General features: G+C 34.2%; 17 protein-coding genes and 1 tRNA gene. 10 read left to right on the top strand and 8 right to left on the bottom strand.

Going from position 1 to position 15,981, the window contains the following annotated elements; all coding sequences use genetic code 11:
• The 3 genes from lpxA to msrA are packed head-to-tail and all read left to right on the top strand — an operon-like array spanning position 1 to position 2,636.
• Complete coding sequence (lpxA, locus tag AC6EI2_RS05550) at positions 1–852, top strand: acyl-ACP--UDP-N-acetylglucosamine O-acyltransferase (protein WP_498463392.1); 852 nt, start codon at positions 1–3, stop codon at positions 850–852.
• Between the two features lie 3 nt (positions 853–855).
• On the top strand, positions 856–2,031 hold the full coding sequence (gene lpxB, locus AC6EI2_RS05545) for a lipid-A-disaccharide synthase (RefSeq protein ID WP_498463391.1): 1,176 nt from the start codon (positions 856–858) through the stop codon (positions 2,029–2,031).
• Entirely contained in the window at positions 2,028–2,636 is a 609-nt protein-coding gene (gene msrA, locus AC6EI2_RS05540) for a peptide-methionine (S)-S-oxide reductase MsrA (protein ID WP_498463390.1), read from the top strand. Before lpxB ends, msrA begins: the two co-directional genes overlap by 4 nt.
• Before the next feature lie 38 nt (positions 2,637–2,674).
• On the opposite strand, the gene AC6EI2_RS05535 is transcribed toward msrA, so the two are convergent.
• Both AC6EI2_RS05535 and AC6EI2_RS05530 read right to left on the bottom strand, forming a co-directional pair.
• Positions 2,675–4,162: a leucyl aminopeptidase gene (locus AC6EI2_RS05535; protein ID WP_498463389.1), complete on the bottom strand. Its 1,488-nt coding sequence runs from the start codon at positions 4,160–4,162 to the stop codon at positions 2,675–2,677.
• 46 nt (positions 4,163–4,208) lie between these two features.
• Complete coding sequence (locus tag AC6EI2_RS05530) at positions 4,209–4,799, bottom strand: GIY-YIG nuclease family protein (RefSeq protein ID WP_498463388.1); 591 nt, start codon at positions 4,797–4,799, stop codon at positions 4,209–4,211.
• A 305-nt stretch (positions 4,800–5,104) separates the two neighbouring features.
• Here AC6EI2_RS05530 and AC6EI2_RS05525 point away from each other — a divergent pair, with 305 nt between their 5' ends.
• From AC6EI2_RS05525 to pyrF, 3 genes are read left to right on the top strand one after another with little or no spacing between them, the layout of a single operon-like run.
• Positions 5,105–5,422, top strand: a complete 318-nt coding sequence (locus tag AC6EI2_RS05525) for a DUF1825 family protein (RefSeq protein WP_498463387.1) — start codon at positions 5,105–5,107, stop codon at positions 5,420–5,422.
• A gap of 24 nt (positions 5,423–5,446) precedes the next feature.
• Positions 5,447–6,694 (top strand): tyrosine--tRNA ligase, encoded by a 1,248-nt coding sequence (gene tyrS / locus AC6EI2_RS05520; RefSeq protein ID WP_498463386.1) that lies wholly within the window; start codon positions 5,447–5,449, stop codon positions 6,692–6,694.
• Between the two features lie 8 nt (positions 6,695–6,702).
• Positions 6,703–7,428, top strand: a complete 726-nt coding sequence (gene pyrF / locus AC6EI2_RS05515) for an orotidine-5'-phosphate decarboxylase (protein WP_498463385.1) — start codon at positions 6,703–6,705, stop codon at positions 7,426–7,428.
• 4 nt (positions 7,429–7,432) lie between these two features.
• Here the strand turns inward: pyrF and plsY are convergent, their stop codons facing one another.
• From plsY to AC6EI2_RS05490, 5 genes are read right to left on the bottom strand one after another with little or no spacing between them, the layout of a single operon-like run.
• The gene (gene plsY, locus AC6EI2_RS05510; protein WP_498463462.1) at positions 7,433–8,029 is read right to left on the bottom strand and encodes a glycerol-3-phosphate 1-O-acyltransferase PlsY; all 597 of its coding nucleotides are present in this window, start codon (positions 8,027–8,029) and stop codon (positions 7,433–7,435) included.
• 20 nt (positions 8,030–8,049) lie between these two features.
• Positions 8,050–9,078, bottom strand: a complete 1,029-nt coding sequence (locus tag AC6EI2_RS05505; RefSeq protein WP_498463384.1) for a DUF3086 domain-containing protein — start codon at positions 9,076–9,078, stop codon at positions 8,050–8,052.
• Positions 9,079–9,094: 16 nt separating this feature from the next.
• Positions 9,095–9,523 carry a DUF3119 family protein gene (locus tag AC6EI2_RS05500; RefSeq protein ID WP_498463383.1) on the bottom strand — a complete coding sequence of 143 codons (429 nt, stop codon included), beginning with the start codon at positions 9,521–9,523 and terminating at the stop codon, positions 9,095–9,097.
• 5 nt (positions 9,524–9,528) lie between these two features.
• Complete coding sequence (locus AC6EI2_RS05495; protein ID WP_498463382.1) at positions 9,529–10,278, bottom strand: MlaE family ABC transporter permease; 750 nt, start codon at positions 10,276–10,278, stop codon at positions 9,529–9,531.
• Positions 10,275–11,675: an MFS transporter gene (locus AC6EI2_RS05490; protein ID WP_498463381.1), complete on the bottom strand. Its 1,401-nt coding sequence runs from the start codon at positions 11,673–11,675 to the stop codon at positions 10,275–10,277. The genes AC6EI2_RS05495 and AC6EI2_RS05490 overlap by 4 nt, the downstream gene beginning before the upstream one ends.
• A 92-nt stretch (positions 11,676–11,767) precedes the next feature.
• Here AC6EI2_RS05490 and AC6EI2_RS05485 point away from each other — a divergent pair.
• A tRNA-Gly gene (locus tag AC6EI2_RS05485) sits at positions 11,768–11,838 on the top strand.
• A 12-nt stretch (positions 11,839–11,850) separates the two neighbouring features.
• Here AC6EI2_RS05485 and AC6EI2_RS05480 read toward each other — a convergent pair.
• The gene (locus AC6EI2_RS05480) at positions 11,851–13,911 is read right to left on the bottom strand and encodes a glycogen debranching protein (protein WP_498463380.1); all 2,061 of its coding nucleotides are present in this window, start codon (positions 13,909–13,911) and stop codon (positions 11,851–11,853) included.
• Between the two features lie 776 nt (positions 13,912–14,687).
• Between AC6EI2_RS05480 and AC6EI2_RS05475 the strand changes: the two genes are divergently transcribed.
• The 3 genes from AC6EI2_RS05475 to AC6EI2_RS05465 all read left to right on the top strand — a co-directional run bounded on the left by AC6EI2_RS05475 (position 14,688) and on the right by AC6EI2_RS05465 (position 15,896).
• The gene (locus AC6EI2_RS05475) at positions 14,688–14,963 is read left to right on the top strand and encodes an HU family DNA-binding protein (protein ID WP_011295240.1); all 276 of its coding nucleotides are present in this window, start codon (positions 14,688–14,690) and stop codon (positions 14,961–14,963) included.
• A gap of 183 nt (positions 14,964–15,146) precedes the next feature.
• Positions 15,147–15,473: a hypothetical protein gene (locus AC6EI2_RS05470; RefSeq protein ID WP_498463379.1), complete on the top strand. Its 327-nt coding sequence runs from the start codon at positions 15,147–15,149 to the stop codon at positions 15,471–15,473.
• A gap of 147 nt (positions 15,474–15,620) precedes the next feature.
• Positions 15,621–15,896 (top strand): hypothetical protein, encoded by a 276-nt coding sequence (locus AC6EI2_RS05465; protein WP_498463378.1) that lies wholly within the window; start codon positions 15,621–15,623, stop codon positions 15,894–15,896.
• Positions 15,897–15,981 lie beyond the last annotated feature (85 nt).

The raw sequence follows: 15,981 nt of genomic DNA, 5'->3' as shown, positions 1-15,981 counted from the left end.
ATGAGTGAACTTGATTCTTCTGAAAGTTTAGTAGGAGATGAAACAGTTAATATTCATAATTTTGCTGATGTCTCTCCAAAGGCTGACCTAGGCAAAGGTGTTCGTGTGGGTCCGGGAGCTGTAATTGGTCCAGATGTGATTGTTGGTCCTAATACATTGATAGGACCAAATGTAATTATCGAGGGGAAAGTAAAAATAGGATCAAATAATAAGATTTTCCCAGGAGCGTGTATTGGGTTAGAACCCCAAGATTTGAAGTATAATGGAGATTCTACTTATGTTTCAATTGGAGATAATAATACTTTTAGGGAATGTGTAACTATAAATAGAGCGACTTTTGAAGGAGAAAAGACAACAGTTGGGAATCAAAATTTGTTAATGGCTTATTCACACTTAGGACATAATTGTGAAATTGGGAACAATGTAGTAATAGCAAATAGTGTGCAGATCGCCGGTCATGTTGTTGTTGAAGATAGAGCTGTTATTGGAGGTTGTTTGGGAATACATCAATTTGTGCATATTGGTTATTTAGCTATGGTGGGAGGCATGACAAGAGTTGATAGAGATGTTCCTCCTTATTGCCTAGCAGAAGGTCATCCGGGAAGGATGAGGGGATTAAATAAAGTTGGAATTAAAAGGAAAAGTATAGATAAAGTGAATAAAGAAGAATATTTACAATTGAAAAGAATTTGGAACTTATTATTTAAGTCTAATCATGTAATTGCTGATGGTTTGAAAATAGCAAAACAAGAGAATTTATTTCAATCTTCCCAAAGGTTATGTGGATTTATAGAACTCTCAATTGGGAAAGGTAGAAGAGGTCCAATGCCTTCTTTAATGCCAACTAAATAAATCATGAAGTTATTAATTAGTACTGGTGAAGTTTCAGGAGACTTGCAGGGAAGTTTACTGATAAAGTCTTTGATGACTAATGCAGAAAAAAGAAAAATTAAATTAGAGATAATTGCTTTAGGTGGTGAAAGGATGAGAGAAGCTGGTGCTAAATTAATATCTAATACCTCTTCAATAGGTGCAATTGGTTTTTTAGAAGCCCTTCCTTACGTTCTGCCAACTTTAAATGCACAATCAAAAATTGATCATTACTTAAAATCTTCCTCTCTTGATGCAGTTATTTTAATTGACTATATGGGGCCAAATATTCGACTGGGATTAAAAGTAAAAAAAAAGTTTCCTAATGTGCCAATAATTTATTATATTGCGCCTCAGGAATGGGCATGGAGGTTAGGTGATTCAGGTACAACTGACTTGATTACTTTTACAGATAGAATATTATCTATCTTCGAAGAAGAAGCTGAATTTTATTCAAATAAGGGAGGAAATGTAAAATTCGTAGGCCACCCCATGTTGGATTTTTATAGAAATATTCCTACTAGAGAAGAATCATTAAAAAAAATAGGACTTAGTTCTGATAAAAAACTTCTTCTGATCATTCCTGCTTCGCGTAAACAAGAACTTAAATATATCCTACCGACACTTTTAAAAGCGGCTAAGCTTCTTCAAGAAAATGATCCCTCTATCACTGTTATTATCCCATCAAGTTTAAAAGAATTTAATGAAGTATTAAATAATTCATTAAAAGAATATAGTGTATCTGGAAGGGTTATTTTATCAAATGAAGTTGATGAGATTAAGCCATTTTTATTTTCGGCTGCTCATCTGGCTTTAGCGAAGTCTGGGACTATAAATATGGAATTGGCTTTAAGCTCAGTTCCACAAATAGTTGGATACAAAGTAAGTAGAGTTACTGCTTTTTTCGCAAGATATTTATTGAGATTCAATGTTAAATATATTTCTCCAGTTAATCTTCTTTTAAATGAAATGTTGGTTTCAGAGTTTGTACAAGAGGATTTTAAAGCAGAAAAAATTTTTAATGAAGCATTAAGAATACTTGAAGATAATTCAAAAAAAGAAGAGATAATGCTTGGTTACAAAAGATTAAAAGATAAATTAGGAAAACCTGGAGTTACAGATAGAGTATCAGAAGATATTCTGGACTTATTAGTTCAATGATTCCTATGAATAAAATCTTCAGAGTATTAATAGTATTTTGTATGCTAGTGCAAATATTAATAGCTTCTCCAATCAAAGTATTTGCTCAATCAGAAGAAGCTATCTTTGCTGGTGGTTGTTTTTGGTGCCTAGAGCATGATCTAGAGAAGATTGATGGAGTCTTGTCGGCAGAAAGTGGATATTCCGGGGGAGACTTAACTAATCCCACTTATGAAAATCATAGTGGCCATCAAGAGGTTGTTAAAGTAAGTTATGATAATGATGTTATTAGTTATAAAGATTTACTTAAGCAATATTGGATTAATATAGATCCTTTTGATGATCAAGGACAATTTTGTGATAGAGGTAATTCATATAAGCCTATTATTTTTACATCTAGCCCAGAACAAAAGAGTGATGCCATAGAGACTCAAAAAAAGATATCTGATGCATTAAATGTACCTTTGGAGCAATTAAAGGTTGGTATTATTGATTCAAGAGCCTTTTGGATAGCAGAAAATTATCATCAAGATTTTGCAGTTAAAAATCCCCTTAAATATAATTTTTACAGAACCAGTTGTGGTAGAGATAATAGATTAAAAAAAGTCTGGGGCGATTATAAATAAAAAAAGATTGTAAATTTAAAATTTATTTAATTAAAGTATTAATTTGAGTTTCTACTCAATTCTTTTATCCAATTAACTAACATTCGAACTCCATAGCCAGTTGCCCCCTTTGGAGTGATATCTCTATCTTTTTCCGTCCAGCATGTACCTGCTATGTCAATATGAGCCCAGGGAATACTTGAGTTAACAAATTCTTTTAGAAACAAGGCAGCAGTAATTGAGCCCCCAGGCCTAGGTCCTGTGTTTTGCAAATCAGCAATAGATGAGTTAATTCCAGCTTTGTATGAATCTTGCATAGGCATTCTCCAAATACCCTCTCCAGCTTTACTTGCGGCTTGAGTTAATTGGTTCGATAGCTTGTCGTCGTCAGTCCATAACCCAGCTATTTCATCGCCTAGTGCAATAACACATGCCCCAGTAAGAGTAGCAAGATCAACGATAGCGTCAGGTTTGAGCTTGCAAGCGTAAACCAATGCATCAGCTAAAGTTAATCTTCCCTCTGCATCGGTATTGTTTACTTCAATAGTTTTTCCATTGGAGGCTTTGATGATATCTCCAGGATGCAATGCAGAACCATTAATCATGTTTTCGCAGGAAGCGACAATGAAGTGAACCTCGATGTCATTTGGTTTTAATTCTGCTATGGCTCTTGCTGCTCCAAGAACAGAGGCACTTCCTCCCATGTCATATTTCATTTTTTCAATTTGAGAGGCACCAACTTTTAAGTTGTATCCACCAGAGTCAAAAGTTAAGCCTTTCCCAATTAATACGATTTTATTTTTAGTAGTTTTTGTAGAATATTTTAAATGAATAAATTTTGGATCTAGATCTGATCCTTTGGCAACTGCTAAGTAAGCTCCCATGCCTTGATCTTCACAATCTTTTTTATCAAGAATTTTTAAATCTAGATCAAAGTCTTTTGCTAATTTCTCGGCCTCTATGGCCATTTGATAAGGAGTTAGGAAATTGGGTGGAGCTGAGACCAGTTCTCTCGCAAATTTAACTCCTTCGCAAATTGGCATTATTTCAGCAATTGCTGATTCGGTCGCTTTCACGTCCAGCCCTATCAACTCAACTTCCTCGATTGAAGTCGATTCTATTGGTTCGGATTTAAATCTTAGATCTTTAATCGAGGACAAACGAACGGCTTCACCAACGGCCGCTGCAGCTGAAGATGGATCAAATGCATCCCAAGGGAAAGAAATTCCTAATTTTTTTTCATAACCCAAAACTTTACGAGTTGCTGTTGAAGCTGCTTTTCTTAGATCATCAATTCGCAGGTTTTCAGCTTTACCTAATCCAACAAATATAATTTTTTTTATGTTGCCTTCTGCAAGCTCTATTGATAATTTCTGACTTTTTTGGCCTTCGAACTTTGCGTCATTAAACCTTTGTTTCAAATAAGTATCATTTATTATTGTCTTAAATGAATTTATTTGACATTCGATTGATCCTTCTAAAATTCCAGCAATAAGTACTGATCCTGACCATTCGTTAATTTCTTTGGCGACTACTGAAATGCGCATTTAATTTTATTGTTTGTGTTAATGATAACAATTTTTGCTAACTGACTTAAGAAGTAAATGGTGTTGCCCATATTCCTCTTGTCTCTTTATTGAAAGGTGGAAGCCAAGTTTGAATAAGTTTTTGTTCTAATTTTCTTCTTTCCTTAGTTTTAACTGGAACATCAAGCCAGAAACGTATGTTTAATTTGGGCATCAAATTTGCTTTTTGTAAACTATCCGAATAATTTGAAAGGTAATTTTTACAGTCATGCTCACCTTTCCACCTCTTGTCTGCGGAAATTGTTTCTCCAATATATAAAATAATATTTTCTTCAGAATTAAAAATTTTATCCATTACAAAATAAACCGCAGGTCCTTTGTGCAATGTTCTTGGCCATCTCCAAAAACTTAATGGTAAAGGAGTAAGTTGAATAGGATTAAAAGTTTCGTTTAACTCATCTGAAATAGATTCAAATAGTGAAGACTGATTTATGTCTTTACGGTTATATTTAAAAATGGGAGATTGATGATTAATTATTTTTTCTTGCCATTCAATAATTATTTTTTTTTCAATAAATATATCTTCAAGAAGATTATGTGCTGAAAAATCTAAATAATTATTGTTAAATAAATCATATTGTCTTTCCAAATTTTTCATTTTAAAAAGGTTAGAATCATAAGATGACTTTCGATCAATATTTCAGCATAGTAAGATCAAGATTTTTATTTTACAACAGTTTTATTTTAGCTTGTTAAGATAAGATAAAAAGTCTTTTTCTTGTATTTGTAGGTTTTTATATGATTTAAGTAATAATAATATTTTGGGGTGTGGCTATTTACACTCTCTAAGCAAATGTTGTCTGGTAAAGATCGATTAGACTAAACAGAAATATAAATGATACAATCTATGCCAGAGGTTCAACTCAAAATTAAGCAATTGATCTATCAGCAGAGGCTAGAGATATGAGCTTTTTTGAATCTGATATTGTTCAGGAAGAGGCAAAAAAACTTTTCACCGATTATCAGAATCTTATGCAATTAGGCTCTGATTATGGAAAATTCGATAGGGAAGGAAAAGTGATGTTTATCAATACCATGGAAAACTTAATGGAGAGGTATAAAGTCTTTATGAAAAGATTTGAACTCTCAGAAGATTTTCAGGCAAAAATGACAGTTGAACAGTTGAAGACTCAGTTGGGTCAATTTGGTATCACTCCCGATCAGATGTTTGATCAAATGAATAAAACGTTGGTTAGAATGAAATCAGAATTGGATAAATGACTATTTACCATTTTAGATTTAAATATGTTAAATAATTTTAATGATTTACCTGATTGGATTTCTAGGGGTTTGGATGATCTTTTTCCTCATAAAAAATCTGAAGATTCTGATCAAAGTTTTATAAAAAGATTAGAACTTTCATATATAGAAAAAAAACCTTTACGTGTAAAGCTTGGAATTGATCCAACAGGAACAGATATTCATATAGGTCATAGTATTCTTTTTAGAAAATTAAGGGCTTTTCAAGACGCAGGACATACTGCAGTTCTTATAATTGGAGATTTTACTGCAAGAATTGGAGATCCAACTGGTAAAAGTAAAACAAGAATTCAGCTTTCAAAAGACGAGGTTGAATTAAATGCATTAAATTATCTCGAGCAATTAGGACTTGGCAAAGATCCAAAAAATTCGTTGCTCGATTTTTCTACTCCTGGTCGTCTAGAAATCAGAAGAAATAGTGAGTGGTTAGAAAATCTTGATTTGTCTAAAACTATAGAACTTTTGTCAAATTCAACAGTTGGCCAGATGCTAGCAAAGGAAGATTTTAACAATCGATATAAATCTGGCACTCCTATATCTTTGCATGAATTTCTGTATCCACTTCTTCAAGGATATGATTCTGTCTCAATTAATTCTGACTTAGAACTTGGTGGTACAGATCAAAAATTTAATATTGCAATGGGTAGAGATTTACAAAGAGCTTTTGGTCAAAGGCCTCAATTTGGTATGTTATTGCCTATTTTGGTGGGTTTAGATGGGACTCAAAAAATGAGCAAAAGTTTAAACAATATTGTAGGAATTAATGAAGATTCGTTATCGATGTATTCAAAATTAGAAAAGGTACCAGATAATCTAGTTTTTAGTTATTTAAATTTGCTAACTGATGAAAATTTAAATAATTTGAGTTCAAGCCCAAGAGAGGTCCAGAAATTCATGGCTTTAAAAATAACATCTAATTTTAAAGGAGTTCAAGCAGCACAAAAAGCTCAGTCTAATTCTGAAAAATTAGTTTTAGGAACACAAAATACTCTTAATGACATACCAGAATCTTCAATTTCAAATGTTAATTTTCCAGCTAAAGCATTTTATTTATTAAGTAAAATGAAAATGTGTTCAAGTAGCAGTGAAGCTAGAAGACAAATTCTTGGAGGTGGCGTACGAATTGATGGAGAAAAAATTTTAGACCCTAATTTAGAGTTTGACAGTCCAGAAGATCTCATTGGCAAAATTTTGCAAGTTGGAAAGAAAAAATTTCTTCGGGTGTCAAGTTGATTGGTTTTATGAAAAACATAGATCATCCAAGTGAAAAAATAATTATTGCCTTAGATGGTATGGATAAGAATAATGTTTTCAAATTATTTGAAGAAATACCTGAAATTATCTGGGTTAAAGTTGGTCTGGAGTTATTTGTTAGTGAAGGGCCAGACATATTGTCAACCTTGAGAGATAGAGGAAAAAAAATATTTTTAGATCTTAAATTTCACGATATTCCTACAACAATTGCTAGAGCATGTTTTGCTGCATCACAAATAGGTGCTGAATATATTTCTTTGCATACTTGCGCAGGTATCAAAGCTCTAAAGATGGCAAATGAAGCTGCTCAGGAAGGAGCCGCTAAAGTTAATTTAATGCCGCCAAAGCTTTTGGGAATAACAATCTTAACTAGTTGGACTCAAGAAAGTTTTGCTAACGATCTATTAATTGATCAATCAATAGATCAACGTGTTAAGCACCTAGCAGAGATTGCATCAAATGCTGGATTGGGTGGATGTGTCTGTAGCCCTAGGGAGGTTCATTTCCTTCGGGAAATTTATCCTGAGAGTTTTGATTTGATAACGCCTGGAATCCGGTCAATTGGTTCAGATAATAATGATCAATCTAGAGTTTCTGAGGCATCCGAAGCTCTTAAAATGGGGGCTTCAAAGTTGGTTATTGGAAGAGCAATTACCCAATCGGATAATCGTGCTTTTATGTTTAAAAGTTTTTGCGATACAGTTCTGAATTAATTTTCTAGGACTGCCCAATTCTGGGCTCTTTCCCTTTCATTAGCCTAAGTATATTGTCTCTGTGTCTCCAAATAACTAAAGTCATAGCTAATAGTGAAATAATTAAAAAGGGTAATGAAATACTGGAGGTATTGAAACTTAGAAACATTATTAAAGGCAGAGCTAATGCTGCACTAACACTTGCAAGTGATACTATTCTAAAAAATGTAATCATAAGAATGAAGATTCCTAAAGTTGCAAGCCCAACTTGCCATGAAAGGCCAAGAAATATTCCTAATCCTGTCGCTACCGCTTTGCCGCCTCGCCAATTCAGCCAGACAGGCCAAATGTGACCAATTAAAGTTGATAGACCTACGGCTACTTGCCAAGAATCATTCAGAAGGAAGTATTTTGCTAATAAAATAGATAAAACACCTTTGAGAACATCTAGTAGAAATACTGTAATTGCTGCGCGTTTACCAATATGCCTTAATACATTTGTTGCTCCTGTAGACCCTGAACCTAATGATCGAATGTCAATTCCTTTAGCAATCTTTCCCGCTAAATAACCACTAGGAAAAGAACCAAATAAATATCCTAAAAAAAGAAATAATAGATTCAAAAGAATTGCCATCTGAATTTTTATATTAATTCATTCTCTTCATAAATTTCATTGGGGCTTCCTGCAAAAGCCAGCCAAATAGGAAACTGAAGAATAGGAATCTCTACGTTTATCTCAGCGGCATCAATAATTATCAAAGGTAACTCACCTCTTTCTTCAAGTCGATCTGCTCTGTCTATTAAGCCATCGGATCTTTCGAAAAGGACTATCCCGCTATTAGGTCCGAAATCCTCACGGTTGAGTCCCAATGCATCTTGGAGACATCTTCTCCATTCTCCAAGTCGCTCTGGTTGACTCGCTAAAACCAATGTTTGAAATTGTTCGCCGTACAATTCACCTAAAATTGCAATAATTCCTGCCGCAACTAAAGCATTCTTTGATCTACTCCCTCGACTTGGTTGAGCACCTCTTCCGCCCATGCTAAAGAACCAATCTTCGAGCATTTGAATATCATTATCTTCAAGACTTCTTCTTAATTTCCAGGGCTCTGCATAGAAATCGGGTTGTTCAACAAATTGACCAAAGCATCTCCTGATTAAACTCTCGTCAGGCTTGAAAGTATCAGCAACAGCAGGGACAACTTCTTGTTCATGAGAAAGTTCAATTTTTTTATTTTCATCTAGTGGAGATGGTTTAACTATTACTGGTGGTACAACAAGCTCTAATTGCTCGGCTGATTGAGCTAAGTCTTGTAAAGCTCCAGTTAAATATTCCTGAAAACCTTTAACTTTCCTAGCGATTGCGTCAGATTGACCTGAAAATGAGCTTTTAAGTTCATTTTCGATTTGTACTTTCTTTTTTGAAAGTTCTTCTAATTCTTTTTCTAATCTCTCGCGAGAAAGCTGAAGATCCTTAAGGGCAATGTTAAAGAGTTTCTGTGTCTTATCAGTATAGATTTCTTGATTATTTTTAGGATCAGTGGTTGTTGCTAATTCAGGTTGTTTTTCGATAGATTCTTTGGGTTTTTCTTCCAATGGTGAAGAATTTTGTACAGAAATATTCTGTTCTAAATTTTGTGTTTCTCCAGTTAGATTTTCTTCGGATTCCATATTTCAAAAACTTAGGTTAAGTTTTAGATTTTGATGAGTCTACTTCTTTTTCTATTTCTAAATCCTTGACTCTTAACCTTAACTGTTTTTTTAATGAGTTAACCTCAAAAAGGATTGGCAAAAGATGAGGGCTTGCCTCTTCTCTAAAGTAAAGAAAACCTGGCAAATTGGGTAATATGATTCTCCAGGCTATCCAATTTTTAAAGGGAAACCTTCTTAATTCATTACCAAGTTGCATAACAACTAAATCGTCTTTAGTGAATTTCAGTTTCAAGGTAAATGATTGAAGTAATAGGAAAAAACCAAAACTGCTAATCACAATTGTTGGCCAAGGATTAAGTGGTGTGATTAAAAATAATAAGCCCGCAAAGATTATTAAGCTGGGTAAACGATATGAAGGTGACAAAATCACACTATCTTTGTCGAGTGAATTTTTAGAAGTCATAGTTTCTAGCCAAAAAGAACTTGAGTGAGTAAAACATCTACTAAAGAAACGGTTATTAAAGTCATTACGACTGCTCCAGTAGTGCTTGATCCTACTTCTTTGGGCCCGCCTCTAGTGGTTAACCCCCACCCACAAGCAATGACTGCTATTAAGAAACCAAATACAAATGCTTTTACAAGCATAAATGGAAGATCAGATGTTATGAGCCATTCTCTTACCGAATTCCAAAAAATGCTTGGTGGAATTTGATAGAGAACGGTGCTGCTAAATTGACCGCTAAATAGACCGATAGAAAAAAATAGTAAGCATTGAATTGGTGCCATTACGACCATCGCGAATAGCCTTGGGACAACAAGATATTCAACTGGATCTGTTTGTAACATCGTGATAGCGTCAATCTGTTCAGTAACTTTCATTGTCCCTATTTGAGCCGCATAAGCAGTTGCGACTTTCCCAGTAAGTAGAGTTGCGGTAAGCAAAGGAGCTATCTCTCTAGCCATGCCAATTGCTAGAAGACCGCCAACAGCAGAACCTAAGCCTTGCTTACTTAATTCTGCAGCTACCTGAATATTAAAAACTGTTCCAGCCGCAACGCCTGTTATGAGAATAATAAGAAAGCTACCTGGACCTGCTTCCATTAATTGATCTATTAAGTCGGATTTATTGACCTTCCTTTTGGCTATTGATGCAATTGCTTGTCCTCCAATTAACATACTGCTGAAGAATCTTCTTAGCCAACGAGGTGTGGTGTTCATGGCCCTACGCTTTCAGATTTGAAGTCTAAATTTCGCCAAGGTTTCATTGTTATTAATCCAGCTAATACTAGAAAAGATGGTATTAATCCCATACATAATCTAATGGTAATTATTGCTGTTAAAGGTTGATCTAAATCTTGAAAACTTGATAAGCAATTGGTTGATGATTTATATCCTGATAAAGATAAAAGAACTCCTAAAAATTGAACACTTAAACCTATACCAATTTTCTGAATAAAAACCATCCATGCAGTATATATTCCTGAAGGTTTTTCGGGGTCTTTATCAATAGCATCGGGAAGTAGAGACCATGGAATGAGGTAAGCAGTTGACGCTCCAAATCCTACTAAAATAATTATTACTAATAGGATTAGCATTTTTATGCCTTCAATATTATCAAAAAACAATAAATTATTGATACTTATCCCCTTAGTTAGAGGAGGCATAATCATAACAAAAAGACAAGCTAATATCCATATTGAACCTCCTTTGAATAGTGCTGTTATTCTCCCATATTTATTGGAGTAAAAGCTCCAAAATTGCAGACCTAATAGAGTGCTAATTTGAAATGGAATTGGGATCCATTTTGAAATTTCTATTGGGACAAGCATTACTTGTTCAAGATAGATTAATGAAACGGTTTGCATTAATTGTAGTCCGCACCAAAGCAGCAAATAAAGAGCAATAATCCTTGTGAAAAGTTTGTTATTTAAAACTCTTTTTAGTTGCTGGTTAAAAGGTTCAGATTGAGAAGCCGGTTTCCTTGCTTTTTTAGCAAATGGGGCAAGTCCCCAGCAAGCAATTAAAGTTGTAAAAGTAGCAATTATCCCTGTAACTCTTCCCATTGAAGTATATCCGTCTGCGCCTTTAGATAAGAAGCCTGCAGCTACTATTAATCCAGAAGTTCCTGCCAGAATAGAGCCAGTAAATCTTGCTGCATTTAGTCTTGTCCTAATCCCCATATTTTCAGTCAGCTCTGTAGATAATGCTGCAAAAGGGAGATTTACTGCTGTATATGCTGTCATCAAGAAAATTGCGGTGAATACGTAATAGGTAGTTTTTGTTTCTATGCTTCCTGGAGGGATCCACCACATTGCTGCAAGAAATAAACCAAGGGGAACAGCACCTCCAACCATCCATGGAAGCCTTGGCCCCCATTTCGAGTGTGTGTGATCACTCATCCATCCAATTAGTGGATCATTTATTGCATCCCAAAGTTTAGAAACCATAAGCAGTGAGCCTGCAATAAATGCAGGTATTCCTGCAGCACAAGTGAAAAATAGAAATAGATAAGTACCTAACTGTATTGCGGCTAATCCCGTTCCAGCATCTCCCATTGCATAAGAGATCATTAGTCTTGTGCGATTACTCCCTTCGTAAAGCGATGTGGACTTCATCAATCTTTTTTGGATAATGGGACTCGCAAGGTAATAATGGAGGAACAGGAATTAATGTTTACTCCGATCGGAAGTAAATCTTTAGTTCCAGTGCGGGCGTAGTTTAGTGGTAAAACCTCAGCCTTCCAAGCTGATGATGCGGGTTCGATTCCCGCCGCCCGCTTGATAATGAGTCTCATAGCTTAATTTTTTTTGAATAATCGTTAGCGACCATAAGAACTAGGCTGTTACTCTCAATAAGTATGTTCGATTGATTTATTAAGGGTTTTTTTGAGACATTTTTATTTTTTATAAATGAAGTATCAATATATTTTTTCCATGGAGAAATTGGTGTTGGCAATTCAAAAAGCATTGGGTCTTTGTAAGCATTAAAGCCAAGCCAGATTGCTGAGCCTTCATTATTTTTGTTGATGCTAAAACCAAGAGTATGTGACCAGTCACTCCAGTCAGGTTTGTTAACTTTAATGCCATGCCACTGAATCCAAAAATTGGACGTTTTGACCTTGGTATTATCTTTTTCACTATTATGAATACAATCTGGACTAAAAAATTCTGGTAATTGTTTTCTTAAAGATATGAGTTTTGTTACAAATTCTTTTAAGTCATGGTCCCAATTCTCATGGTCCCAATCCATCCATCCAAGTGGATTATCTTGACACCAAGTGTTGTTATTTCCTCCTTGGCTTCTTCCTACTTCGTCACCCATTAAAAGCATTGGGACCCCTGGAGACAATAGGAGTGATGAAAGAAGATTTCTTTGTTGTTTTTGCCTTAAATTATTTATTTCTTTATTAGTAGTTGGCCCTTCAACGCCATGATTATAACTGTTATTATTATTCTCTCCATCACGATTGTTTTCGCCATTGGCTAAGTTATGTTTTTTGTTAAAACTTACCAGATCTTTCAAAGTAAATCCATCATGAGAAGTTATGAAATTTATACTGTAAGTATTTGCTAAATTATTATCATTATAAAGGGATTTATTACCTATTAACCTATCTTTAAGTGGCCATATTGTACTTTTCTCCCCTTTCCAAAATTTTCTAATATCATCTCTAAAATGTCCATTCCATGTTCTGAACTTTTTCGCTGGGAAGTCTCCTAGCTTATAAAGCCCTCCACAATCCCAGGGCTCACTGATTAATTTCACATCACTAAGTTGAGGATCTGTTTCGATTTCTTCAAACAAGGGAGGTTTTTCTAAAGGAATTAAATTTTCGCCTCTGCTTAAAGCAATACCTAAGTCAAATCGAAAGCCGTCAACTCCTAATTCAATTGCCCAACATCGCAATGACTCTAGGATTAATTTTCTAACTAAAGGACGATTGGCAGCGATACTATTACCGCACCCACTTACATCTTGATAATTTCCATTCTCATCTTGATGGTAGTAAGCTTTAGGACCAAAATTTTTCCAACTTATTTTTGGGCCATGTTGATTACCCTCAGTTGTGTGATTATAAACAACATCGATTAACACTTCGAGCTCATTATCATGGCAAACCTCTACTAACTTCCTGAATTGTTTTCTTGCTTCTAATGGATTCAAACTATCTACAAAACTTTGATGCGGCGTAAACCAATTTATAGGGCTATAACCCCAATAGTTAACTAGTCCGTCAGGGGCATCACTAGCATCAAAAGCGAAAACAGGGAGCAGCTCAATCGATGTAATACCAATATTTTTAAGATAAGGTATCTTTTCGATTAATCCAATAAAGGTTCCTTTTTTTGTTTCGCTAATGCTTGAATCTGTTTTTTTAGTGAAACCTCCAACATGTAATTCATAAATAATTGTTTTATTCCATGCATGCTTAGGTCTTGGATGACAATTGAAATCAAAATAATCCCTCTCTGTTACTACTCCCTTTAGAGAATGACTATAGTCATTAATTCTTTTTCCTTCTTGAGGTCTTATGTAATTTCGCCATCCTGTAATAGCTCTGGCACATGGATCTAAAACAAGATTACCCTCAATGGCTTTGTTATTTTTAATTGACACTCTATATCCATATAAAGTGCCTTCAGTTAGTCCCTCTACTTCAATATGCCAATAATCTCCTGACCTGTTTTGATGATCTAGGGAAATTATTTCTATAGGAGAGTCGTCATTTTCATTTTGGAAGATTAGCAATTCTATATTTGTTGCATGTGGTGCTGCGATGGAGAAATTAACCCCATCAGGAGTGACTGAGCTACCCAAAGGCCATGCTGAACCAACTTTTACTTTGCTCAATTGTGTTTGTCCTTCAAATTAAGTAATCAAGTAACTTTCCCTCCAAGTTAGGCGGTTGGTTTGTTTTAACAAGTTCTAAAAAACGAAATTCAATTTTTGAAAAAAATTTTATTGAGCACGGACTGCTTTTTTTAATGAATACTTAATAGTTTTTTCAATAGCACTCCATTGTTATTGTTGTTGTGACTTGGACAGTAACTTCAGTTGAAACACATTCTTATTTAATTGAAATTCAAATCTTTTGAAATTTAAAAAAAAAACCAGTCAACAAAAATTTTTTTGGTTTTTTTAGGGATTACGGCTTCCATATAGATCTCCTAAAGCTAGAAAAAATCTAATTTTTCATTTATCTGTCTTTTTTTTAGTGTGGGTATTATTTTGTAATACCAATAAATGTGCTTTTCTGTAGACCTTTGTTAATTCATGAGAATTAAATTAAATGTCTGATTTTCTTTAGAAAAAAGAATTAATTTCAAACTTTAGAGCCATCCTTGATGGTAAATTTGAAAACGGAACTTTTTAGAAGTACTGCCCTGACAAGCTTCTTGGCGAAAACTGAAAAAAAACATCTTTCTTTCCGGTATTTGATTCAAATCTTTTAAAGCTTATTGAATCATGACAAAAAGCACTTATGTTTTTTAGAAAGCTTACTGTCACAAGCTCTTTGGGTTGCAGGTAAGTGATTTGGTCCATACGATTAGCAAGATTGAGTTTTATGGAAACTAATTATTTTTTGGTTTCCCTCTTCTTACTCCCTGCTACATACAATCTTTCCAATGAACAAAGCAGATTTAGTCAACCTGGTTGCAGCTCGTACTGAGCTAACTAAAACAGATGTCTCTCTGGTAGTAGATGCCGCCATAGATACAATTATTGATTCTGTAGTGGAGGGTAAGAAAGTCTCCATTCTAGGGTTTGGCTCTTTTGAGCCACGCGATCGTTCTGCAAGACAGGGTTTAAACCCTAAGACTGGGGAAAAGATTGCAATACCTGCTAAGCGAGTTCCTGCTTTTACCGCTGGGAAGTTGTTTAAGGATCGTGTTCAGGGTTGAGTTTTCTTAAAAGCTGTTTTGCTTGCTTACCTTTTCTTTAGTAAGGGACTCTTTAAAAATGAGTCCTTTTTTTTGTGAAAACTTAGTATTTGTATTATTAATAAAATAATGTTGTTTTTATTGACTCAAAAACTGTTACATATATTCAAATAATTTTTAAATCACTTTAACGGAGATTACGTTTTGATTGGTTCTCTATGTAAAAAAAATAAATTCCAATTCCTTCTTTTAATATATTTCCTTACTGCATTAATCCCTTTGATGGCATATGAAAACAGAGATTTTCTACTAATTAATACACTAGTAAAGAGTTGTTATAGAGATATAAAATCTTGCAATCAAGCATTACTTAAAATAAATAATTATCAAATTAATGCAGCAAAAAATAAAAAATTTTCTTGTCAAACTAGATTACTTGGCTTAGAGGCGAATTTAATAATGGCTATGAATTCTGATTTTAAAAGAAAGGAAGCGAAAAATATTCTTGATGCCATCAAGAAATATTGTTAAATATAATCAATATATTGATCACTAGATTCCTGATCTATGACTTAGTCAACAAACTAATGTGAAAAACTAGAACAAAATAGTTTTTTATCTGATTTATCTAAGTAAGCTTAGAACCATAAAGATAAAGAAGTTACTCTAATTAAGAAAATGGGCTCCAAAGCTTCGAATTCCAAAAAAACTAACGATAAGGCAGCAAAGACAAACAAGGTCAAAGAGAATAAATTTAAGAAATCAAGTTCTAATGATCCAGATGTATTAGTTAACCTGCCAGCCGGCATGAAATATAAAGTCCCAGGTAAGCGTCAGAGAGTAATCATAGGTTCAATAGTAATTGGTTTGAACGTTTTATTAGTTATTAGTGTGCTTGTTTATTTTTATAATCCTTCATTTCAGGATTTTATTTATAATTTTGGTAGAGGCTAGTGTTTATATAACTTTTACAGTGAAATGATTAGGAAAGATTTAGTTAGACTCCTGAAAATAGGAAAATATTACTACTAAGCAAAAA

Source organism: Prochlorococcus sp. MIT2302, assembly GCF_059772385.1.
This window is presented reverse-complemented; position numbering and strand designations above follow the sequence as displayed.

Excerpts from the sequence above, each read along its gene's own strand:
- lpxA (WP_498463392.1), top strand. The coding sequence starts at position 1 with ATGAGTGAACTTGATTCTTCTGAAAGTTTAGTAGGAGATGAAACAGTT.
- lpxB (WP_498463391.1), top strand. The coding sequence starts at position 856 with ATGAAGTTATTAATTAGTACTGGTGAAGTTTCAGGAGACTTGCAGGGA.
- msrA (WP_498463390.1), top strand. The coding sequence starts at position 2,028 with ATGATTCCTATGAATAAAATCTTCAGAGTATTAATAGTATTTTGTATG.
- AC6EI2_RS05535 (WP_498463389.1), bottom strand. The coding sequence starts at position 4,162 with ATGCGCATTTCAGTAGTCGCCAAAGAAATTAACGAATGGTCAGGATCA.
- AC6EI2_RS05530 (WP_498463388.1), bottom strand. The coding sequence starts at position 4,799 with ATGAAAAATTTGGAAAGACAATATGATTTATTTAACAATAATTATTTA.
- AC6EI2_RS05525 (WP_498463387.1), top strand. The coding sequence starts at position 5,105 with ATGAGCTTTTTTGAATCTGATATTGTTCAGGAAGAGGCAAAAAAACTT.
- tyrS (WP_498463386.1), top strand. The coding sequence starts at position 5,447 with ATGTTAAATAATTTTAATGATTTACCTGATTGGATTTCTAGGGGTTTG.
- pyrF (WP_498463385.1), top strand. The coding sequence starts at position 6,703 with ATGAAAAACATAGATCATCCAAGTGAAAAAATAATTATTGCCTTAGAT.
- AC6EI2_RS05505 (WP_498463384.1), bottom strand. The coding sequence starts at position 9,078 with ATGGAATCCGAAGAAAATCTAACTGGAGAAACACAAAATTTAGAACAG.
- AC6EI2_RS05500 (WP_498463383.1), bottom strand. The coding sequence starts at position 9,523 with ATGACTTCTAAAAATTCACTCGACAAAGATAGTGTGATTTTGTCACCT.
- AC6EI2_RS05495 (WP_498463382.1), bottom strand. The coding sequence starts at position 10,278 with ATGAACACCACACCTCGTTGGCTAAGAAGATTCTTCAGCAGTATGTTA.
- AC6EI2_RS05490 (WP_498463381.1), bottom strand. The coding sequence starts at position 11,675 with ATGAAGTCCACATCGCTTTACGAAGGGAGTAATCGCACAAGACTAATG.
- AC6EI2_RS05475 (WP_011295240.1), top strand. The coding sequence starts at position 14,688 with ATGAACAAAGCAGATTTAGTCAACCTGGTTGCAGCTCGTACTGAGCTA.
- AC6EI2_RS05465 (WP_498463378.1), top strand. The coding sequence starts at position 15,621 with ATGGGCTCCAAAGCTTCGAATTCCAAAAAAACTAACGATAAGGCAGCA.